We start from the raw sequence: 16,296 nt of genomic DNA, 5'->3' as shown, positions 1-16,296 counted from the left end.
GGATCAGGCCACGCCCAGGAAGTCGCGCTTGCCGACCTCGACGCCATTGTGGCGCAGGATCGCGTAGGCGGTGGTGATGTGGAAGAAGAAGTTCGGCATGGCCTGGGTCTGGAAATAGACCAGGCCCTTGACCACGCTGGTCTCGCCGCGGCGGGTCAGGGTGATGTCGCGATCCTCCGCGCCGGCGAAGGCGGCCGGATCCAGGCCCTCGACATAGGCGATGGCCCGGTCGATGCGGGCGATCAGTTCGGCGAAGCTGGTCTCGACATCATCCCAGGCCGGAACCTCGGCCCCGGCCAGGCGCGCGCAGCAGCCCTTGGCGAAGTCGGTGGCGATCTGCGCCTGGCGGATCAGCGGGAACATGTCGGGATAGAGCCGCGCCTTCAGCAGGGCGTCCGGATCCCATCCCTTGGCCTCGACCACGGCGGCGGCCTTGGTCAGCACGCCCTTCAGACCCTTCAGGCCCTGGATGAACACGGGCACGCTGGCCTGATGGATAGAGATCGCCATGGGAAGCTCCACGAAAGGGGAAGCGCCTAGATAGGCGCGCCCCGTGACGATCGGAAGCGGAACGGTTGGACCAAGCTGAGGGTTTTACAGCCTCGCAATTCCAACCCACGAGGCTCCCTCATGAAAGTCAGCGACGCCATGACCAGCCAGGTCTCGGTCGCCCGTCCCTCCGACACCATCCGCCAGGTCGCCCAGACCATGGCCCAGGTCGAAAGCGGGGTGGTCCCCGTGGTCGAAGACGGCAAGGTGGTGGGCGTGGTCACCGACCGCGACATCGTCCTGCGGGTGGTCGCCGAGGGCCGCAGCTTCGACGGCCCCATTTCCGAGGCCATGTCGGACGGCGAGGTGCTGAGCGTGAAGGAAGACGACGTCCTGGCCGACGCCACCGCCAAGATGGCCAACCATCAGGTCCGTCGCCTGATCGTGCTGAACGACGCCGGCGGCCTGACCGGAATTCTCTCGCTGGGCGACGTCGCCAAGGACTACGGCGCCAAGCAGGTCGGCAAGACCTTGGAGGAGATCTCGCAGGAGTCCGACGAGGCGCAATAGCCGCCCTTGCGTCCTCCCCGTCCTTCGACAAGCTCAGGATGAGGACGAGGGCAGGCGCTCAGCTGTAGAAAACCTCACCCTGAGCCTGTCGAAGGGCGGGGTTTTCGAACAAAGAAAAAAGGGCGGCCCCGCGAGGAGCCGCCCTTCGTCATTCTTGGATCGAGGGTCGCTTAGACCAGCGAGCTGTCGATGGCCTTGCAGGCTTCCATCAGGCCCTTAACCGAGGCGACCGAGGCGGCGAACATCGCCTTCTCGGCGTCGTTGGTTTCGAACTCGACGATCTTTTCGGCGCCGCCGGCGCCGATGACGACCGGCACGCCGACATAGAGGCCGTCCAGGCCGTACTGGCCGGTCAGGTAGGTGGCGCACGGCAGGACGCGCTTCTTGTCCTTCAGGTACGAGGTCGCCATGGCGATGGCGCTCTCGGCCGGGGCGTAGAAGGCCGAGCCGGTCTTCAGCAGGGCGACGATCTCGCCGCCGCCCTTGCGGGTGCGCTCGACGATGGAGTCCAGCTTCTCTTGCGTCAGCCAGCCTTGCTTGACCAGTTCCGGCAGCGGCAGGCCGCCGACCGTCGAGTGACGGACCATCGGCACCATGTCGTCGCCGTGACCGCCCAGGGTCCAGGCGTGGATGTCTTCGACCGACACGCCGGTGGCTTCGGCCAGGAAGTAGGCGAAGCGGGCCGAGTCGAGGACGCCGGCCATGCCGATGACCTTTTCCTTCGGCAGGCCCGAGAACTGCTGCAGGGCCCAGACCATGGCGTCGAGCGGGTTGGTGATGCAGATGACGAAGGCGTTCGGGGCGTGGGCCTTGATGCCTTCGCCGACGGCCTTCATGACCTTCAGGTTGATGCCCAGCAGGTCGTCGCGGCTCATGCCCGGCTTGCGCGGCACGCCGGCGGTCACGATGCAGACGTCGGCGCCGGCGATGTCCTCGTAGGCGTTGGCGCCCTTCAGGGTCACGTCCTTGCCGAACACGGCCGAGGCTTCGGCGATATCCAGCGCCTTGCCCTGCGGGGTGCCTTCGGCGATGTCGAACAGGATCACGTCGCCCAGCTCTTCGCGAGCGGCGATGTGGGCCAGGGTGCCGCCGATCATGCCGGCGCCGATAAGGGCGATCTTCGCGCGAGCCATGGGGTCTCCATCAAGGCTGTGGACAGTGGAATGTCGGGGCGCGGTCTAGACCCGTCGCGGCTCGGCCTCAAGCCCTCTTTCCGGTTTCGCTGCACTGCGGCAAAGATGGCTGAACAGCGATAAGGAGCACCGGGGATGAGCAAGACCGATCCAGGCCATTTCTTCGAGGACTTCCGGCTGGGCCAGAGACTGGTCCACGCCACGCCCCGAACCGTTACGGCGGGCGATGTCGCGCTGTACACGGCGCTTTATGGCCCACGCTTCTCGCTGTTCTCGTCGGACGAGTTCGCCAAGGCCTGCGGCCTTATGTCCGCCCCCGTCGACCCGCTGATCGCCTTCCACGTGGTGTTCGGCAAGACCGTGCCGGACGTCAGCCTGAACGCCGTCGCCAACCTGGGCTACGCCGAGGGCCGCTTCCTGGCCCCGGTGTTTCCCGGCGACACGCTGAGCGCCGTCTCGGACGTGATCGGGCTGAAGGAAAACTCCAACCGCAAGACCGGCGTCGTCTATGTGCGAACGACCGGGACCAACCAGCGCGGCGAGGCCGTGCTGAGCTATGTCCGCTGGGTGATGGTCCGAAAGCGCGATCCGGGCGCCGAGATCACCGAGCAGGCGGTCCCGACCCTGTCGGCGGCGGTGGCCCCGGCCGATCTGGCGGTTCCCGAAGGTCTGGACTTCAGCGGTTATGACTGGGCCCTGGCCGGCGCGCCGCACGCCTTCGAGGACTATGCGATCGGCGAGAAGATCGACCATGTCGACGGCATGGCGATCGAGGAGGCCGAGCACCAGATGGCCACCCGTTTGTGGCAGAACACGGCCAAGGTCCATTTCAACCAGTTCGAGCGGAGCAAGGACCCGTCGGGCAAGCGGCTGATCTATGGCGGCGTGGTGATCTCGACCGCCAAGGCGCTGTCGTTCAACGGCTTGCAGAACGCCGGCCTGATCCTGGCGATCAACGGCGGGCGGCACGTGGCTCCGTTCTTCGCCGGCGGCACGGTGTTCGCGTGGAGCGAGGTGCTGGACAAGGCCGATCTGGGCTCGATCGGCGCCCTGCGCCTGCGGCTGGTGGCGACCAAGGACCGGCTTTGCGACGACTTCCCGGACAAGGAGGGCGAGGCCTACAATCCAGGCGTCATTCTCGACTTCGACTACTGGGCGGCGGTTCCGAAACGTGGCTGAGTTCTCGATTGATCCGGCCTTCGTCGCCACGTCGCACAAGGTCGCCGACCTGCCGCTATGCGAGGCGCGCCTGCACGACGACGCCCGCTATCCGTGGCTGGTTTTGGTCCCGCGCCAGCCCGGCCTGCGGGAGATCGAGGACCTGGATACGGCTCACCGGATCCAGCTGATGGAGGAGATCGTCCTGGCCGGAACCGCCGTTCGCGCGGTCGGGACGGCCCTGGGCCTGGCGGTCGACAAGATGAACGTCGGGGCGCTGGGCAATGTCACGGCCCAGCTGCACGTCCACGTCGTGGGTCGTCGAAAGGGCGATCCGGCCTGGCCCGGTCCCGTCTGGGGCCACAGCCCGGCCGCCACCTATACCGCTGAGGGCCTCGCGGCCCCGATCGCGGCGGCGCGGGACGCCTTGAGGCCCTAACGCTTCTTCTTTTTGGCCGAGCCCTTCTTGGCCGCCGTCGCTTTGCCCTTCTTCCCGGTCGTGGCCTTGGCTTTGCCGCCCTTGCCCTTCTTGAGGGCCGAGGCCTTGCCGCCCTTCTTGGCCGCGGCGGCGCACTTGGCCTTGGCGGCTTTCAGGGCCTTGCCCTTCTTGCCCCGGGTCGAGCAGGCCGGGGCGGCGGCGGCCGGGGCCGGCGAACGGGCGACCACGCGCGGCGGCCAGACATAGGGCCCGCGCCCCTGACCTTCGTAGCCGGGCGGAGCCTGCGGAAGAATGTGTTCGGCGTTGACCGCCTGGGTCGCGCCGTTCTCGACCAGTTCGCCCGACCATCGCTCGTCGCCGGACGGACGCAGGGTCAGGGTCGTGGATTGGCCGCCCTTGGGGCTGAAGCGGACGACGACGACGTCGCCGTCGCGGCGCAGGTCGTCGATCAGCCCCGTCGAGCCGACGGCCCCCGGACGGCGGACATCACGCCAGGCGCCTTCCAGCTCGCCATACCCGCCGGCCTTGTCGACGATCTGCAGGGCGTAGAGCTGGCCGCCGTCGTTGCCGACGATCCGCCAGCCGCCGTCCAGCGGGCCTTGCAGGTTCTGGGCGGCCGCGATCGAGCCCTTGACCCGAAGTTCGTAGACCTGGGCCTTGGTCAGCTCGCCGCCGGTCGGCGCCTCGGGCTCCGGCGGCGGGATCGGCAGGACGGCGGCCCGGTGCTTGGCGGCGGGCTTGTTGGCGGCGGTCTCGGCGGTCTCTTCGTCGACCGCCTGGCCGCTCTGCGAGATCAGGTCGGCCATCGGATCGAGAGCCTGCGGGATCTGCGACGAGTCCAGGACAGGCGCTCCGACCGGAGGCGCGGGAGCGGCAGGCGGCGCGGCCTGGGTCCCGAAGGTCGGCACATAGCCCGCGGGCGGGACCGTCGCCGGGGTCTGTTGCGCCAGCGCGGGGCTGGCCAGCAAGACGACGGAAAGAACGATAGCCCGAGCCCGCATACGAAACCTTCTAGCGCCCCATTTCGGCGTCTGCCCCGCGTCCCGCGATGGCCTGCGCCACCGCGACAAGACGCTGCGCCTGCGTCAGATGCAAGCGCTCGGCCATCTTGCCGTCGACCCGCAAGGCTCCTTTGCCAGCATTTTCGGGCGCGTTGAAGGCGGCGATCACCGCCTGGCTCCAGGCGATGTCGTCCGGCGAGGGCGAGAACACCCGGTTGCAGATTTCCAGGTGCTTGGGATGGATCAGGGTCTTGCCGTCGAAGCCGAAGTCGACGCCCTGGACGCAGACCGCCTCCAGGGCGTCCAGGTCCTCGATGTCGTTGTGCACCCCATCCAGGATGTTCAGGCCGTGGGCCCGCGCCGCCGCCACCGACAGGGTCAGCAGCGGCAGGAACGGCGCGCGGTCCGGCGTCTGGCGAGCCCGCATCTCCTTGGCGAAGTCATTGACGCCCATGACCCAGGTCGACAGCCGCGTGCCGTGGACCGCGCCGGCGATATCCCACAGGTGAAAGGCGGCCTTGGCGGTCTCGATCATCGTCCACAGCCGGGTCGCGGGCGGCGCGGCGTTCAGGTGCTGGTCGTACAGCCGGACCTCCGCGGCGTCGCTGACCTTCGGAACCAGCACCGCGTCCGGACCGGCCTCGGCGGCGGCCCGCAGGTCCTCGGCGCCCCACGGCGTGTCGATGCCGTTGACCCGGATCACCACCTCGCGCGCGCCGAAGCCGCCGGCCTTGACCGCCGCCACCGCCGCCTCGCGCGCCGCCGGCTTCATCTCCGGCGCGACGGCGTCTTCCAGGTCGAGGATGATCACGTCGGCGTCCAGGGTGCGGGCCTTCTCGACGGCCTTGGCGTTGGAAGCCGGCATATAGAGGGCGCTGCGGCGCGGGCGGATGGCGGTGTCGGTCACGGAAAATCCCCTGCTCTCTTGTCCTTGGTGCGACCCTAGCATCGCTGCGACGCAGCAAAAGCCTTCCCCGTACGGGAAGCGGCTTGGCGCCGTCCCTCACAGGACTAGGATCGCCCCATGAGCACCACTCGATACGACAAGAGCGCCAGGAACGTCATGGGCGGCGAACTCGTCCCGTGCTCGATGGATCCGGTCACCGGCTTCTATCGCAACGGCTGCTGCGAGACCGGGCCGCACGACCTGGGCCTGCACACCGTCTGCGCGGTGATGACCGACGACTTTCTGGTCTTCTCCAAGAACCAGGGCAACGACCTCTCCACCCCGCGTCCCGAACTGGCCTTCCCGGGGCTGAAGGCCGGCGACCGCTGGTGCCTGTGCGCCGGCCGCTGGAAGGAAGCCCTCGACGCCGGCATGGCGCCCCAGGTGGTGCTGGACGCCACCCACGAGGAGATGCTGGCGGTGGTGACCCTGGGGGTGCTGAAGGACCACGCGGCGGCGTGAGAACGCACGGCTCCGCCGCTTCACGCGGAGACCGCTGAAGATGTGAAAGGGACCGCGGAGCTCTAGCCGAACCGCGCCTTGAAAAGCGCCACCGCGTCCGCGCCGGCGGGGAAGCGCAGCCGGCCCTTGGTGTCGGCGACGGCGTCCCAAACAGCTTCGGCGACGTCGATCTCGCGGGTGGTCATCGCCGGCTTGGCGAAGCTCTCGAAGATCGGCGCGGCGAAGTCGGCATAGGCCGGCGGGATCAGGTCCTCGACCTTGACGTCGGTGTTCTGGCTGAAGCGGGTCGTCGGGCCATAGCCGGGCTCGACCAGCTTCACGCGCACGCCGAAATGACCCAGCTCGTGGGCCAGCGACCCCGTGAAGCCCTCGATGGCCTGCTTGCTGGCGGTATAGGCGGCGGCCAGCGGCATGGCGGCCAGGGTGACGGTCGAGGTGACGTTGACGATCACGCCCGAACGGCGCGCCCGCATCCCCGGGATCACTGCCTGGCACATGGCCATGACGCCGAAGGTGTTGGTGTCGAACACCTTGCGGATGTGGGCCATCGGCGTGGCTTCGAACGCGCCGACGACACCGACCCCGGCATTGTTGACCAGGGCGTCGATCGGACCGGCGGCGACGATGGCCGCGGCGATGCTGTCCGGCTGGGTCACGTCCAGCGGCAGAATGCGCAGGCTCTCGGAGCGCGGCAGGACGCTCGGGTCGGGCCGGCGCATGGTGGCGATGACGCGCCAACCATTGGCCAGAAAATAGCGAGCGGTTTCCAGGCCGTAGCCCGAGGACGCGCCGGTGATCAGGATGGTTTGCATGGGGACCTCCACGGATGGGACGGTCTCCTCAATGCACCTTCACACCAGGCCGATCGATAATCGAACGTCCAAGATTAGTTTCCGATCGTCCAGATCAGGCGGCGAGGCTTCGAACGAACCGGCCAGGTGAGCAGCCCTGCCGTTTGCGAAAGGCCGTGCTGAAGGCGCTGGCGGACTCATAGCCGATCTCGTCGGCGATCCTGTCGAGGGTCTTGTCTCCGCTGACAAGGGCGGTCCTGGCCAGGGCCATGCGCCAACGCGCCAGATACTCGATCGGCCCGCAGCCCAGCACCTCGCCGAAGCGCGCGGCGAAGGCCGATCGCGACAAGCCGGCGATCTTGGCCAGTCCCGCGACCGTCCAGTGGGCGCGCACGTCGGCGTGCATGGCCCGCAGGACCCGGGCCAGGGCCGGGTCGCGCAGGCCATTCAGCAGGCCGGCCCGGGCGTCATCGCGGACCACGCCCCGCCAGCGCAGGGCCTCGACCAGCAGGACCTCCAGCATCCGCCGCAGGATCATGTCCTTGCCTGGCTCGTCGCGTCCGCATTCGTCCATGATCAGCGCGATCACGCCCGCCAGGCGGTCGGTCCGCCCCTCCGAGGCGGGGATGTGGATCATGCGCGGCAGCAGGGCCAGCAGCAGCGACGCGTTGACCCGCTCGATGCCGAAAGCGCCGCCCAGGGATTCGAAATCGGCCTCGCCCTCCTGCTCACCGTGCCGGACCGGGATGTCCGTGGGTTCGCGCGCCTCGCCCGCGACGCCGGGGGCGCTGCTCAGGGTGAAGGCCGGTGTCGACGGCAACAACAGGAAGTCGCCCCGCCCCATCCGGAAGGCCGGCTGGCCCTCGAAGGCGATCCAGCATTCGCCCTTGAGGACAATCGTGAAGCCCGGCGCGTCGTGGGCGGCGTAGCGCACGCCCCAGGTTCCCCTGCCGGTGATGGGCTTGGAGATGACCGAGTTCGGCCGGAGCAGGGCGATGACGTCGCTGAGCGGATCCATTCGGACGATCGAAACTGAAATCTAGCCCAATGATTATCGATCATCGCACCTGACTGTCCAGTCGCCCCTACTCCTCCCGCAGCTCCAAGGCCGTGAACGGCGCCTGGCCGCGTTCGATGCGGATCAGGTCCAGAACCCCGACGATCTGGCGCGAGCGCCAGTGGCTCAGGAAGTAACCGAGCGGCCCGAGAGTGATGCCCAGGGCGATCTGGATCGCCGGGACGGTGTGCTCGCGCAGGAGACCCATCAGGCTGTCGCCCGCCATGTCGGCCGCCAGCGCCGTGATCGTCAGCGGCAGGGTCAGGTAGATGATGACCACCGCACGCAGCAGCTGCTCCTGGCGGCGCGCGTTGAGATTGGCCAGGGCCGACAGGGCGTCGAAGCGGGCGTCATCGACATCCTTCAGCAGAGCGAAGGTCTTCAGGGTCGAGGGGTTCTTGCGAAAACCGCTGACGAAATCGACGCCCACATAGCCCCAGGCGCCGGGGGTGTAGAAGGCTTCCGGCAGCACGCTCCAGGTCGGGAACAGGCGCTTGAGCTTGTCCCACAGCGCCCAGAGTTCGGCGGCCTCGCCCGTCGCCACGTTTGCCGATGTATTGCTCGCCATACGGTTTCCGCACTCAACCTGTGGGAAGGTCTAAGCAGCCAGGCGCGCGATGTCGATCCCGCTCAGGACTTCGACGACAGGTCCGGGCGCGAGGCCAGGAACGCCGCCTTTTCCTCGGGCGTCAGCACCTTGGCGGTCTGACGCCGCGCCACCTTCGGCGTGGGGCGGGCATAGGTCTCGGCGGTCGACCCGGGCTTGATGTCGGCCAGGCGCTTGATGGGCGGCTTCATGTCTTTCCCCGGCTACGGCGCAAGTCTAGGCGGTGATCCGTGACGCCGGCAAGACAGACCTACCGCGCCACGCTGGCCCGCGCGCGCTTCAGGCCTGGACGAGCGGCGGGCGCGGTGGCCTCGTTCTGCTCCAGAGCCGCCAGCAGGTCGGCCTTGACGACGGCCACCTTGCGGGTCTCGGTCAGCTTTCCGCCTTCCGGCGTCTGGACGTAGAAGGCGTCGACCGCCCGCTCGCCATAGCCGTCGATATGAGCCGACTGGATGGACAGGCCGTTGTCGGCCAGGGTCTTGGCCAAGGCGTGCAGCAGGCCAGGCCGGTCGCGGCCCGAGGCCTCGACCACCGTGGCGTCGTTGGACGCCTCGTTGTCGATCGTCACGGTCGGCGCGATGGCGAAGGCGGCGGCGCGGGACTGTTCGGAGCCCCGGCGCGGCTCGACGCCCAGAGACTCGCCCTTGCCGGCGGCTTCCAGCGCGTCGGCCAGGCGGCGCAGGGCGCGCGGGTTCTCACAGCCGAACGGCGCGCCGGTCACGTCCTGGACGTAGAAGACGTCCAACGCCTGGCCCTGGCGGGAGGTGAAGACGCGTGCGCCGACGACATTGCCGCCTAGGGCCGAAATGGCCATGGCCAGGTCGGCGAACAGGCCGCGACGGTCCTTGGCGGCGATCACGATCTCGGCGGCGTTCTGGTTAGGGTGCACTCGGCCCTCGGCGGCGGCCCCGCCCTGGATGGCGGCGCGGCGGGCCAGGGCGGCATGCTCGAACAGCTCCTCCTGTGGGAAGGCGCTGAAATAGGCGTTTTCCATCGCCGAGACCCAGCCCTTGGCGGCCGGGTCGATCTCCAGCAGCGTGGCGCGAGCGGCCTCGGCCAGACTCTCCTGGTGGCGCAGGACGTTGGCGGCGGCGTCGCTGCCGCGCCCGCCCCGGAACACGGCCTCGGTGGCGTTGTAGAGCTCGCGCAGCAGCTGGCCCTTCCAGCCGTTCCACACCCCCGGCCCCACGGCGCGGATGTCGGCGACGGTGATGACCAGCAGCAGGCGCAGGCGCTCGGGGTTCTCGACGATGCGGGCGAAGGCGGCGACGGTGCCGGGGTCGGACACGTCGCGCTTCTGGGCGAAGTCGCTCATCACGAGGTGGTTCTCGACCAGCCAGGCGACCAGCTCGACCTTGGTGCGGTCCACGCCCAGCCGCTCGCAGGCGCTGCGGGCGGCGCGGGCCCCGGCCTTTTCCTGGCCGCCCACTCCGCCCTTGCCGGTGTCGTGCAGCAGCATGGCCAGGAACAGCGCCTCGCGGTCCTCGATCAACGGCATGATCGAGACGGCCAGGGGATGGTCCTCCACCAGCCGGCCGGCCGCCATGTCGCCGATCACGCCCACGGCCCGCAGGGTATGCTCGTCCACCGTGTACGAGTGGTACATGTTGAACTGCATCTGGGCCACGACCCGGCCAAACTCCGGGATGAAGCGGCCCAGCACGCCGGCGTCGTTCATCAGGGTCAGGGTGCGATAGCTGCGCTTGCCGCGCGCCAGCAGGTCCAGGAACGCCCGGCAGGCCTCGGGGGCCCGGCGGACCTTGGACGTGATCAGCGACAGGCCGCGGGTCACCGCCGTGAAGGCGTCCGGATGCAGGTCGAGGTCGCGCTCGTCGGCGATCTTGAACAGGCGGATCAGATTAACCGGATCGGCCTCGAAGACCGCCGGCCCGTCGATGTTCAAGCGGCCGCCGTCCTCGTAGAAGCCCTCGACATCCAGCGCCTTGCGCTTGGGGCGGCCGCCCGGCAGGAACCGCGAAATGCCCTTGGGTTCGTTCTTGAAGTGCTCGGCTTCCAGCTTGGCCGAGAAGGCGCGGGTGAGGGCCCCGACCTCCTTGGCGATCAGGAAGTAGCGGCGCATGAACCGCTCGACCGCCGGCGCGTCGCCCCGGTCGCCATAGCCCATGCGCCGGGCGATCTCGGGCTGCAGGTCGAAGGTCAGCCGCTCTTCGGGCCGGCCCGTCGTGAAGTGCAGGTGGGCGCGCACGGCGTGCAGGAAGTCGAAGGCGCGGATGAAGGCCTTGGTCTCGCGGGTCGAGAACACCTCCATCTTGAAGACGTCCTCGGGCCGGTCGACCGGGTGGAGATATTCGGCGATCCACATCAGGGTATGGAGGTCGCGCAGGCCGCCCTTGCCTTCCTTGACGTTGGGCTCGACCATGTAGCGGCTGGTCCCGGCCCGGGCCTGGCGGTCGTCGCGCTCCTTCAGCTTGGCGGCGACGAACTGGGCGCCGGTGCCCTTCATCACGTCGTCGCGGAAGCGCTTCTTCAGATCGTTGGCCAGGCGTTCGTCGCCGGTCAGCCGGCGGGCCTCCAGGATCGAGGTGCGGATCGTGAAGTCTTCCTTCGAGAGGCGCACGCACTCCTCGATGGTCCGCGAGGCGTGGCCGACCTTGAAGCCCAGATCCCACAGCGCATAGAGCATGAACTCGATCACGCTCTCGGCGTGCGGCGTCTGCTTGTAGGGCCGCAGGAACAGGAGATCGATGTCGCTGAACGGGGCCAGGGTGCCCCGGCCATAGCCGCCGACGGCCAGCAGGCACAGGCGCTCGCCCTCGGTCGGGTTGCGGGCCCGGAAGACGTGGACCGTCGTGAAATCGTAGAGGGCGGTGATCACCTCGTCGGTGACGCCGCTGATCAGGCGGGCGGTCTCGACGCCGCTGGCGCCGTTCTCCAGTCGCTCCTTGGCGATCATCCGACCGCGAAACAGCGCCTGCTTGAGGATGTCGATGGCCCGGGCGCGCTGCTCGGCCTCGTTGCCGATGGAATCCAGAGCGGCGGCGGACAGGCGCGCACGCAGGGCGTGCCCGTCGACGACATGTTCCAGGCGGGTGGGGCGAAGGCGACGGGGCATCAGGGATATATGGTTACTCTCTAGGTCTTGAGCAGACCCTTAAGACGATAGAGGGCCTCCAGGGCCTCGCGGGGACTCATTCCGTCAACGTCCAGATCGGCCAGGGAGTCCTCGACGGCGCTTGGCGCCGCTTTGGCGGGCATCGGGGCGGCGGCCTGGCTGACGGCGAACAGCGGCAGGTCGTCCAGCTTGGCCGGCGACTGGTCCTTGCTCTCCAGGCGGTCCAGAACCTCGCGGGCGCGAACGACCACCGGGCCGGGCACGCCAGCCAGCTTGGCCACCTGCACGCCGTACGAGCGGTCGGCCGGCCCCGGCGCGGCCTCGTGCAGGAAGACGAGGTCGCCGTTCCACTCCTTGGCCCGCAGGGAGAGGTTGGAGACGTGCGCCATCCGCTCCTCCAGCGTCGCCAGCTCGTGATAGTGCGTGGCGAACAGGGCGCGGCTCCTGTTGGTGTCGTGCAGAGCCTCGGCGCAGGCCCAGGCGATGGCCAGGCCGTCATAGGTGGCCGTGCCCCGGCCGATCTCGTCCAGGATCACCAGGCTGCGCGGCCCGGCCTGGGTGAGGATGGCGGCGGTCTCGACCATCTCCATCATGAAGGTCGAACGGCCGCGGGCCAGATCGTCGCCCGCGCCGACGCGGCTGAACAGGCGGTCGACGACGCCGAGGCGGAAGCTGGCGGCGGGCACGTAGCAGCCCGACTGGGCCATGATCGCCAGCAGGGCGTTCTGGCGCAGGAAGGTCGACTTACCGGCCATGTTCGGGCCGGTGACGATCGACAGCCGCGCGCCGGTCTCGCCCGAGGCGTCCAGACAGCAGTCGTTGGGGGTGTAGGGATCCCCGGCCCGCTTGACGGCGGCCTCGACCACCGGATGGCGGGCGCCCTTGGCGTCGAAGGCGTAGGACATGTCGACGATCGGCCGCACCGCGCCGGCGTCCTCGGCCCACTCGGCCAGGGCGGCGGCGACGTCCAGTCGGGCCAGGGCCTCGGCGGCGATCTGGATGGCGTCGGCGTGGGCGCGGGCCTGTTCGCGCCAGTCCTCGAAGGCGGCGACCTCCATGGCCAGGGCCCGCTCGGCGGCCTGGGCGATGCGGGCGTCCAGATCGGCCAGCTCCACCGTGGTGAAGCGCACCTGGTTGGCCAGGGTCTGGCGGTGGATGAAGGTGGCGTTCAGCGGCGGCTGGAACAGGGGATCGGCCTTGCCGGCGGTAGCCTCGACGAAATAGCCGAGCACGCCGTTGTGGCGGATCTTCAGCGGCACGCCGCTTTCGGCCATCAACTGGGCTTCCAGGGCGATGATCACCTTGCGGCTGTCGTCACGCAGGCCCCGCGCCTGGTCCAGCTCGGGCCGGACGCCGGCGGCGACGAAGCCGCCGTCGCGGGCCAGGGCCGGCAGGTCGGGACCCAGCCCCTGTTCCAGGGTGTTGAGGAATTGCGACAGCCCCTCGTGCAGCGACGGGGTCAGGGCCTTGAAGGCGTGCTCCAGCTCGAACGGCGGCGGCGACAGCGGATCGGGCGAACCGCCCGCCATGCCGGCCAGACGCTCGCCGCACTTCAGGGTGTCGCGCAGGCAACCCAGGTCGCGCGGACCGCCTCGACCGAGGGCGAGACGGGACAGCGCGCGGGCCATGTCGCCCGAACCCTTCAGCACCTCTCGCAGGCGTTGGCGCAGCGGGCGGTGCTCGACGAACCACTCCACGGCGTCCAGGCGCTGATCGATGGCGGCGACGTCCAGCAGCGGCCGGGCCAGGCGCGAGGCCAGCATCCGCGCGCCGCCGGCCGTCACCGTGCGGTCGATACAGGCCAGGAGCGAGCCGTTGCGGTCGCCGGTCTGGGTGCGGTCGATCTCCAGACTGCCGCGCGTGGCCGGGTCGATGGCCATGACGTCGGCGTCGGCGGCGCGGCGCGGGGCGCGCAGGGCCGGCAGCTTGCCGGCCTGGGTCATCTCAAGGTGCGCGGCGATCAGGCCCAGGGCCCCGATCTCGGCCGGGGTGAGACCGCCGAAGCCATCCAGGGTGTCGACGCCGTAGAGGCGCTTGACCCGCGCTTCGGACGCCTGCGGCTCGGACAGGGCCGAGGGCATCGGCTGCACCAGGCCGCCGCAGATCTTCAGGGTCTGAGACAGCGCATCGTCGGACAACAGCCGGTCGGCGACCAGGGTCTCGGACGGGGCCAGGGCGGCCAGGATCGGCGCCACGGCCTCCTTGGCCACCGCGAACACCTCGACCTCGCCGGTCGACAGCTCGACCGAGGCCACCGCCGCCTGGCCCGCGCGGATGGCGACGGCCGCCAGGCGGTTGGCGCCGCGGGCGTCCAGCAGGCCGTCCTCGGTCAGGGTGCCTGGCGTGACGACCCGGACGATGTCGCGGCGGACCACCGACTTGGAGCCGCGCTTCTTGGCCTCGGCCGGGTCTTCCATCTGCTCGCAGACGGCGACCTTGAAGCCCAGGCGGATCAGCTTGGACAGATAGGCCTCGGCCGCGTGCTGCGGCACGCCGGCCATCGGGATCGGCTGGCCGTTGTGGGTTCCCCGGAAGGTCTGGCTGATGCCCAGCGCGGCGGCGGCCTTGTAGGCGTCGTCGAAGAACAGCTCGTAGAAGTCGCCCATGCGGAAGAAGATCAACGCATCGGGCTGCCGCGCCTTCATCTCGAAGAACTGCTGCATCACCGGCGTCGCGCCAGCGGGATCGAGCAGGTGGGCAGGGGTCGGCGTGGCGTGGGCGTTCATGACGCCCGAAACTACAGAGCGTCGCGACTCCCGTTAAGGGGCGGCGTTAAGGAAATGCGGGGATGGAACACCATGCCCGGGGCTTTCGAGCATCTTGACGAACGATCGACGTCCGGTTGAGCTTGGGCCATGACCACCGCCGCGCCGGCCCAGCCGCCTCCGCCCCGACCCGCCGTCATGGGTCCCTACAGGCCTGACTGGATGGAGAAGCCGTCCGCCGAAGACCTAGCGGAATACTACCCCGCCCACGCCGCGCGCCTCCAGATCCCAGGCAAGGCGACGATCGTCTGCAAGGTGATGGCGGAGGGCCGGCTGAACGACTGTCGCGTGACGTCGGAAACCCCCGCCGGCGAACAGTTCGGCAAGGCCGCGCTGAAGCTGGCGTCGAAGTTCCGGATGATCCCGCCGGATGACCCGAACGCGCCGCCCGCCGAGGTGACGGTGCCGCTGGTCTTCGAGGTTCCGCAGCAAAGAGTGATGATCAGGCCGGACGACTCGCCCGAGGTCACGCAATGGGTGATCTGGAGCGGCGTGGGCCTGGCCGGCGTCGCGGCATTGCTGTTGGCCGGGATGATCTGGGCGCTAGCCCGCTATCACAATCGCGCGGCCAAGCGGTCGGCTGAGAAACCCTAGCTGCCCGTGACCTCTTCCCAGAACCTCTTCGCCTTGCCGACGAAGTTGGCGGACTTGGGGTTCTGTTTCTCGCCGCACAGGCCGGCCAGTTCGCGCATCAGTTCCTTCTGACGGGCGGACAGGTGGGTCGGGGTTTCGACGAACAGCTCGACCACCAGGTCGCCGCGCTGGCGGCTGCGCAGGGACGGCATGCCCTTGCCCTTGAGGCGGACAGTCTTGCCGGTCTGGGCGCCTTCGGGGACGGTGACGGTGATCTTGCACTCGCCGTCGCAGGTTTCGCCGCCCAACAGGCAGGGGGCCTCGATCTCGCCGCCGAGGGCGGCGGTGGTCATCGGCACCGGCACGGTGCAGAGCAGGTCGAGACCGTCGCGCTCGAACAGTTCGTGCGGGGTCACCGACAGGAAGATGTAGAGGTCGCCGCGCGGACCGCCGCGCGCGCCCGCGTCGCCCTCGCCCGCCAGGCGGATCCGGGCCCCGTCGTCGACGCCAGCGGGGATGCGGACCGACAGGATGCGCTCGCGGCGCACCTGACCGTGGCCATGGCAGTTGGTGCAGGGATCCAGGACCAGGCGGCCCGAGCCGCCGCAGCGCGGGCAGCCGCGCTCAACCGCGAAGAAGCCTTGGGTGGCGCGGACCCGGCCGGCGCCGCCGCACGTACCGCAGACGGTGGGGCTGGTGCCCGGCTTGGCGCCAGAGCCCTCGCAGACCTCGCAGGTCATGGCGGCGGGCACCTTGATCTCGACCTCGGCGCCGGCATAGGCTTGCTCGAGGGCGATCTCCAGGTCGTAGCGCAGGTCCTGGCCCCGTTGCGGGCCATTCGACTGGCGACGACCGCCGCCGAACATCTCGCCGAACACGTCCCCGAAGACATCGTTGAAGATATCGCCGGCGTCGAAGCCCTGGCCGCCGAAACCGCCCGCGCCGCCTTGGCCGCCGTTGACGCCGGCATGGCCGAAGCGGTCATAGGCCGCGCGCTTCTGCGGATCGGAGAGGACCGAATAGGCCTCGTTGATTTCCTTGAACCGGCCAGTGGCGTTTTCACAGCCCCCGTTGCGGTCCGGGTGGTGTTCCATCGCCAGTTTGCGGAACGCGGACTTCAGACCAGCATCGTCGATGGTCCGGGTCACGCCGAGAATTTCGTAATAGTCGCGCATAATCAGCGTCTGGCGCCCAAAAGGCCCACGAAAGTGGCGTTGATGAAGGAAGAGGTG

At 69.1% G+C, this 16,296-nt stretch carries 16 protein-coding genes; 5 read left to right on the top strand and 11 right to left on the bottom strand.

Translation table 11 applies throughout. From position 1 onward, the window contains the following. Nucleotides 1-3: 3 nt before the first annotated feature. Complete coding sequence (locus tag AC07R7_RS22080) at nt 4-510, bottom strand: DUF1993 domain-containing protein (RefSeq protein ID WP_494636592.1); 507 nt, start codon at nt 508-510, stop codon at nt 4-6. 120 nt (nt 511-630) lie between these two features. Here AC07R7_RS22080 and AC07R7_RS22075 point away from each other — a divergent pair, with 120 nt between their 5' ends. Continuing rightward, a complete protein-coding gene (locus AC07R7_RS22075; RefSeq protein ID WP_494636591.1) occupies nt 631-1,059 on the top strand; it encodes a CBS domain-containing protein in 429 nt (142 codons plus the stop codon). 170 nt (nt 1,060-1,229) lie between these two features. Here the strand turns inward: AC07R7_RS22075 and mdh are convergent, their stop codons facing one another. Continuing rightward, a complete protein-coding gene (mdh, locus tag AC07R7_RS22070; RefSeq protein ID WP_494636590.1) occupies nt 1,230-2,192 on the bottom strand; it encodes a malate dehydrogenase in 963 nt (320 codons plus the stop codon). 135 nt (nt 2,193-2,327) lie between these two features. Here mdh and AC07R7_RS22065 point away from each other — a divergent pair, with 135 nt between their 5' ends. Then, complete coding sequence (locus AC07R7_RS22065; RefSeq protein WP_494636589.1) at nt 2,328-3,371, top strand: MaoC family dehydratase; 1,044 nt, start codon at nt 2,328-2,330, stop codon at nt 3,369-3,371. Next, the gene (locus AC07R7_RS22060) at nt 3,364-3,789 is read left to right on the top strand and encodes an HIT family protein (RefSeq protein WP_494636588.1); all 426 of its coding nucleotides are present in this window, start codon (nt 3,364-3,366) and stop codon (nt 3,787-3,789) included. Before AC07R7_RS22065 ends, AC07R7_RS22060 begins: the two co-directional genes overlap by 8 nt. Here AC07R7_RS22060 and AC07R7_RS22055 read toward each other — a convergent pair. Together AC07R7_RS22055 and AC07R7_RS22050 are read right to left on the bottom strand one after the other, a co-directional pair. Further along, nucleotides 3,786-4,790 carry a hypothetical protein gene (locus AC07R7_RS22055; RefSeq protein WP_494636587.1) on the bottom strand — a complete coding sequence of 335 codons (1,005 nt, stop codon included), beginning with the start codon at nt 4,788-4,790 and terminating at the stop codon, nt 3,786-3,788. The genes AC07R7_RS22060 and AC07R7_RS22055 overlap by 4 nt on opposite strands. 10 nt (nt 4,791-4,800) lie before the next feature. Beyond that, nucleotides 4,801-5,697 (bottom strand): HpcH/HpaI aldolase/citrate lyase family protein, encoded by an 897-nt coding sequence (locus tag AC07R7_RS22050; RefSeq protein WP_494636586.1) that lies wholly within the window; start codon nt 5,695-5,697, stop codon nt 4,801-4,803. A gap of 117 nt (nt 5,698-5,814) precedes the next feature. On the opposite strand from AC07R7_RS22050, the gene AC07R7_RS22045 reads away from it, so the two are divergent. After that, nucleotides 5,815-6,198, top strand: coding sequence for a DUF2237 family protein (locus tag AC07R7_RS22045; protein WP_494636585.1), 384 nt, complete (start codon nt 5,815-5,817; stop codon nt 6,196-6,198). A gap of 62 nt (nt 6,199-6,260) precedes the next feature. Here the strand turns inward: AC07R7_RS22045 and AC07R7_RS22040 are convergent, their stop codons facing one another. The 6 genes from AC07R7_RS22040 to mutS form a co-directional block, all read right to left on the bottom strand. Continuing rightward, a complete protein-coding gene (locus AC07R7_RS22040; RefSeq protein ID WP_494636584.1) occupies nt 6,261-7,010 on the bottom strand; it encodes an SDR family oxidoreductase in 750 nt (249 codons plus the stop codon). Between the two features lie 94 nt (nt 7,011-7,104). Continuing rightward, nucleotides 7,105-8,007 carry an AraC family transcriptional regulator gene (locus tag AC07R7_RS22035; RefSeq protein ID WP_494636583.1) on the bottom strand — a complete coding sequence of 301 codons (903 nt, stop codon included), beginning with the start codon at nt 8,005-8,007 and terminating at the stop codon, nt 7,105-7,107. Nucleotides 8,008-8,074: 67 nt separating this feature from the next. After that, nucleotides 8,075-8,614, bottom strand: a complete 540-nt coding sequence (locus AC07R7_RS22030) for a hypothetical protein (protein WP_492887271.1) — start codon at nt 8,612-8,614, stop codon at nt 8,075-8,077. Nucleotides 8,615-8,676: 62 nt separating this feature from the next. Then, entirely contained in the window at nt 8,677-8,844 is a 168-nt protein-coding gene (locus AC07R7_RS22025; RefSeq protein WP_492839041.1) for a hypothetical protein, read from the bottom strand. 59 nt (nt 8,845-8,903) lie between these two features. Next, entirely contained in the window at nt 8,904-11,726 is a 2,823-nt protein-coding gene (locus tag AC07R7_RS22020) for a [protein-PII] uridylyltransferase (protein ID WP_492839039.1), read from the bottom strand. A gap of 20 nt (nt 11,727-11,746) precedes the next feature. Next, nucleotides 11,747-14,452, bottom strand: coding sequence for a DNA mismatch repair protein MutS (gene mutS, locus AC07R7_RS22015; RefSeq protein ID WP_494636582.1), 2,706 nt, complete (start codon nt 14,450-14,452; stop codon nt 11,747-11,749). Nucleotides 14,453-14,581: 129 nt separating this feature from the next. Between mutS and AC07R7_RS22010 the strand changes: the two genes are divergently transcribed. Further along, on the top strand, nt 14,582-15,085 hold the full coding sequence (locus AC07R7_RS22010; RefSeq protein ID WP_494636581.1) for an energy transducer TonB family protein: 504 nt from the start codon (nt 14,582-14,584) through the stop codon (nt 15,083-15,085). Here the strand turns inward: AC07R7_RS22010 and dnaJ are convergent. Further along, nucleotides 15,082-16,239, bottom strand: coding sequence for a molecular chaperone DnaJ (dnaJ, locus tag AC07R7_RS22005; protein WP_492887274.1), 1,158 nt, complete (start codon nt 16,237-16,239; stop codon nt 15,082-15,084). The genes AC07R7_RS22010 and dnaJ overlap by 4 nt on opposite strands. Nucleotides 16,240-16,296 lie beyond the last annotated feature (57 nt).

Source organism: Caulobacter sp. GW821-FHT05F04 (assembly GCF_059419665.1).
Note: the sequence above shows the minus strand (reverse complement) of the source record. Positions and strands in the feature narration are given on the sequence as shown.

Coding starts and splice junctions, on each gene's coding strand:
- dnaJ (WP_492887274.1), bottom strand. CDS start 16,239: ATGCGCGACTATTACGAAATTCTCGGCGTGACCCGGACCATCGACGAT.
- AC07R7_RS22080 (WP_494636592.1), bottom strand. CDS start 510: ATGGCGATCTCTATCCATCAGGCCAGCGTGCCCGTGTTCATCCAGGGC.
- AC07R7_RS22040 (WP_494636584.1), bottom strand. CDS start 7,010: ATGCAAACCATCCTGATCACCGGCGCGTCCTCGGGCTACGGCCTGGAA.
- AC07R7_RS22065 (WP_494636589.1), top strand. CDS start 2,328: ATGAGCAAGACCGATCCAGGCCATTTCTTCGAGGACTTCCGGCTGGGC.
- AC07R7_RS22010 (WP_494636581.1), top strand. CDS start 14,582: ATGACCACCGCCGCGCCGGCCCAGCCGCCTCCGCCCCGACCCGCCGTC.
- AC07R7_RS22030 (WP_492887271.1), bottom strand. CDS start 8,614: ATGGCGAGCAATACATCGGCAAACGTGGCGACGGGCGAGGCCGCCGAA.
- AC07R7_RS22035 (WP_494636583.1), bottom strand. CDS start 8,007: ATGGATCCGCTCAGCGACGTCATCGCCCTGCTCCGGCCGAACTCGGTC.
- AC07R7_RS22055 (WP_494636587.1), bottom strand. CDS start 4,790: ATGCGGGCTCGGGCTATCGTTCTTTCCGTCGTCTTGCTGGCCAGCCCC.
- AC07R7_RS22045 (WP_494636585.1), top strand. CDS start 5,815: ATGAGCACCACTCGATACGACAAGAGCGCCAGGAACGTCATGGGCGGC.
- mdh (WP_494636590.1), bottom strand. CDS start 2,192: ATGGCTCGCGCGAAGATCGCCCTTATCGGCGCCGGCATGATCGGCGGC.
- AC07R7_RS22025 (WP_492839041.1), bottom strand. CDS start 8,844: ATGAAGCCGCCCATCAAGCGCCTGGCCGACATCAAGCCCGGGTCGACC.
- mutS (WP_494636582.1), bottom strand. CDS start 14,452: ATGAACGCCCACGCCACGCCGACCCCTGCCCACCTGCTCGATCCCGCT.
- AC07R7_RS22075 (WP_494636591.1), top strand. CDS start 631: ATGAAAGTCAGCGACGCCATGACCAGCCAGGTCTCGGTCGCCCGTCCC.
- AC07R7_RS22020 (WP_492839039.1), bottom strand. CDS start 11,726: ATGCCCCGTCGCCTTCGCCCCACCCGCCTGGAACATGTCGTCGACGGG.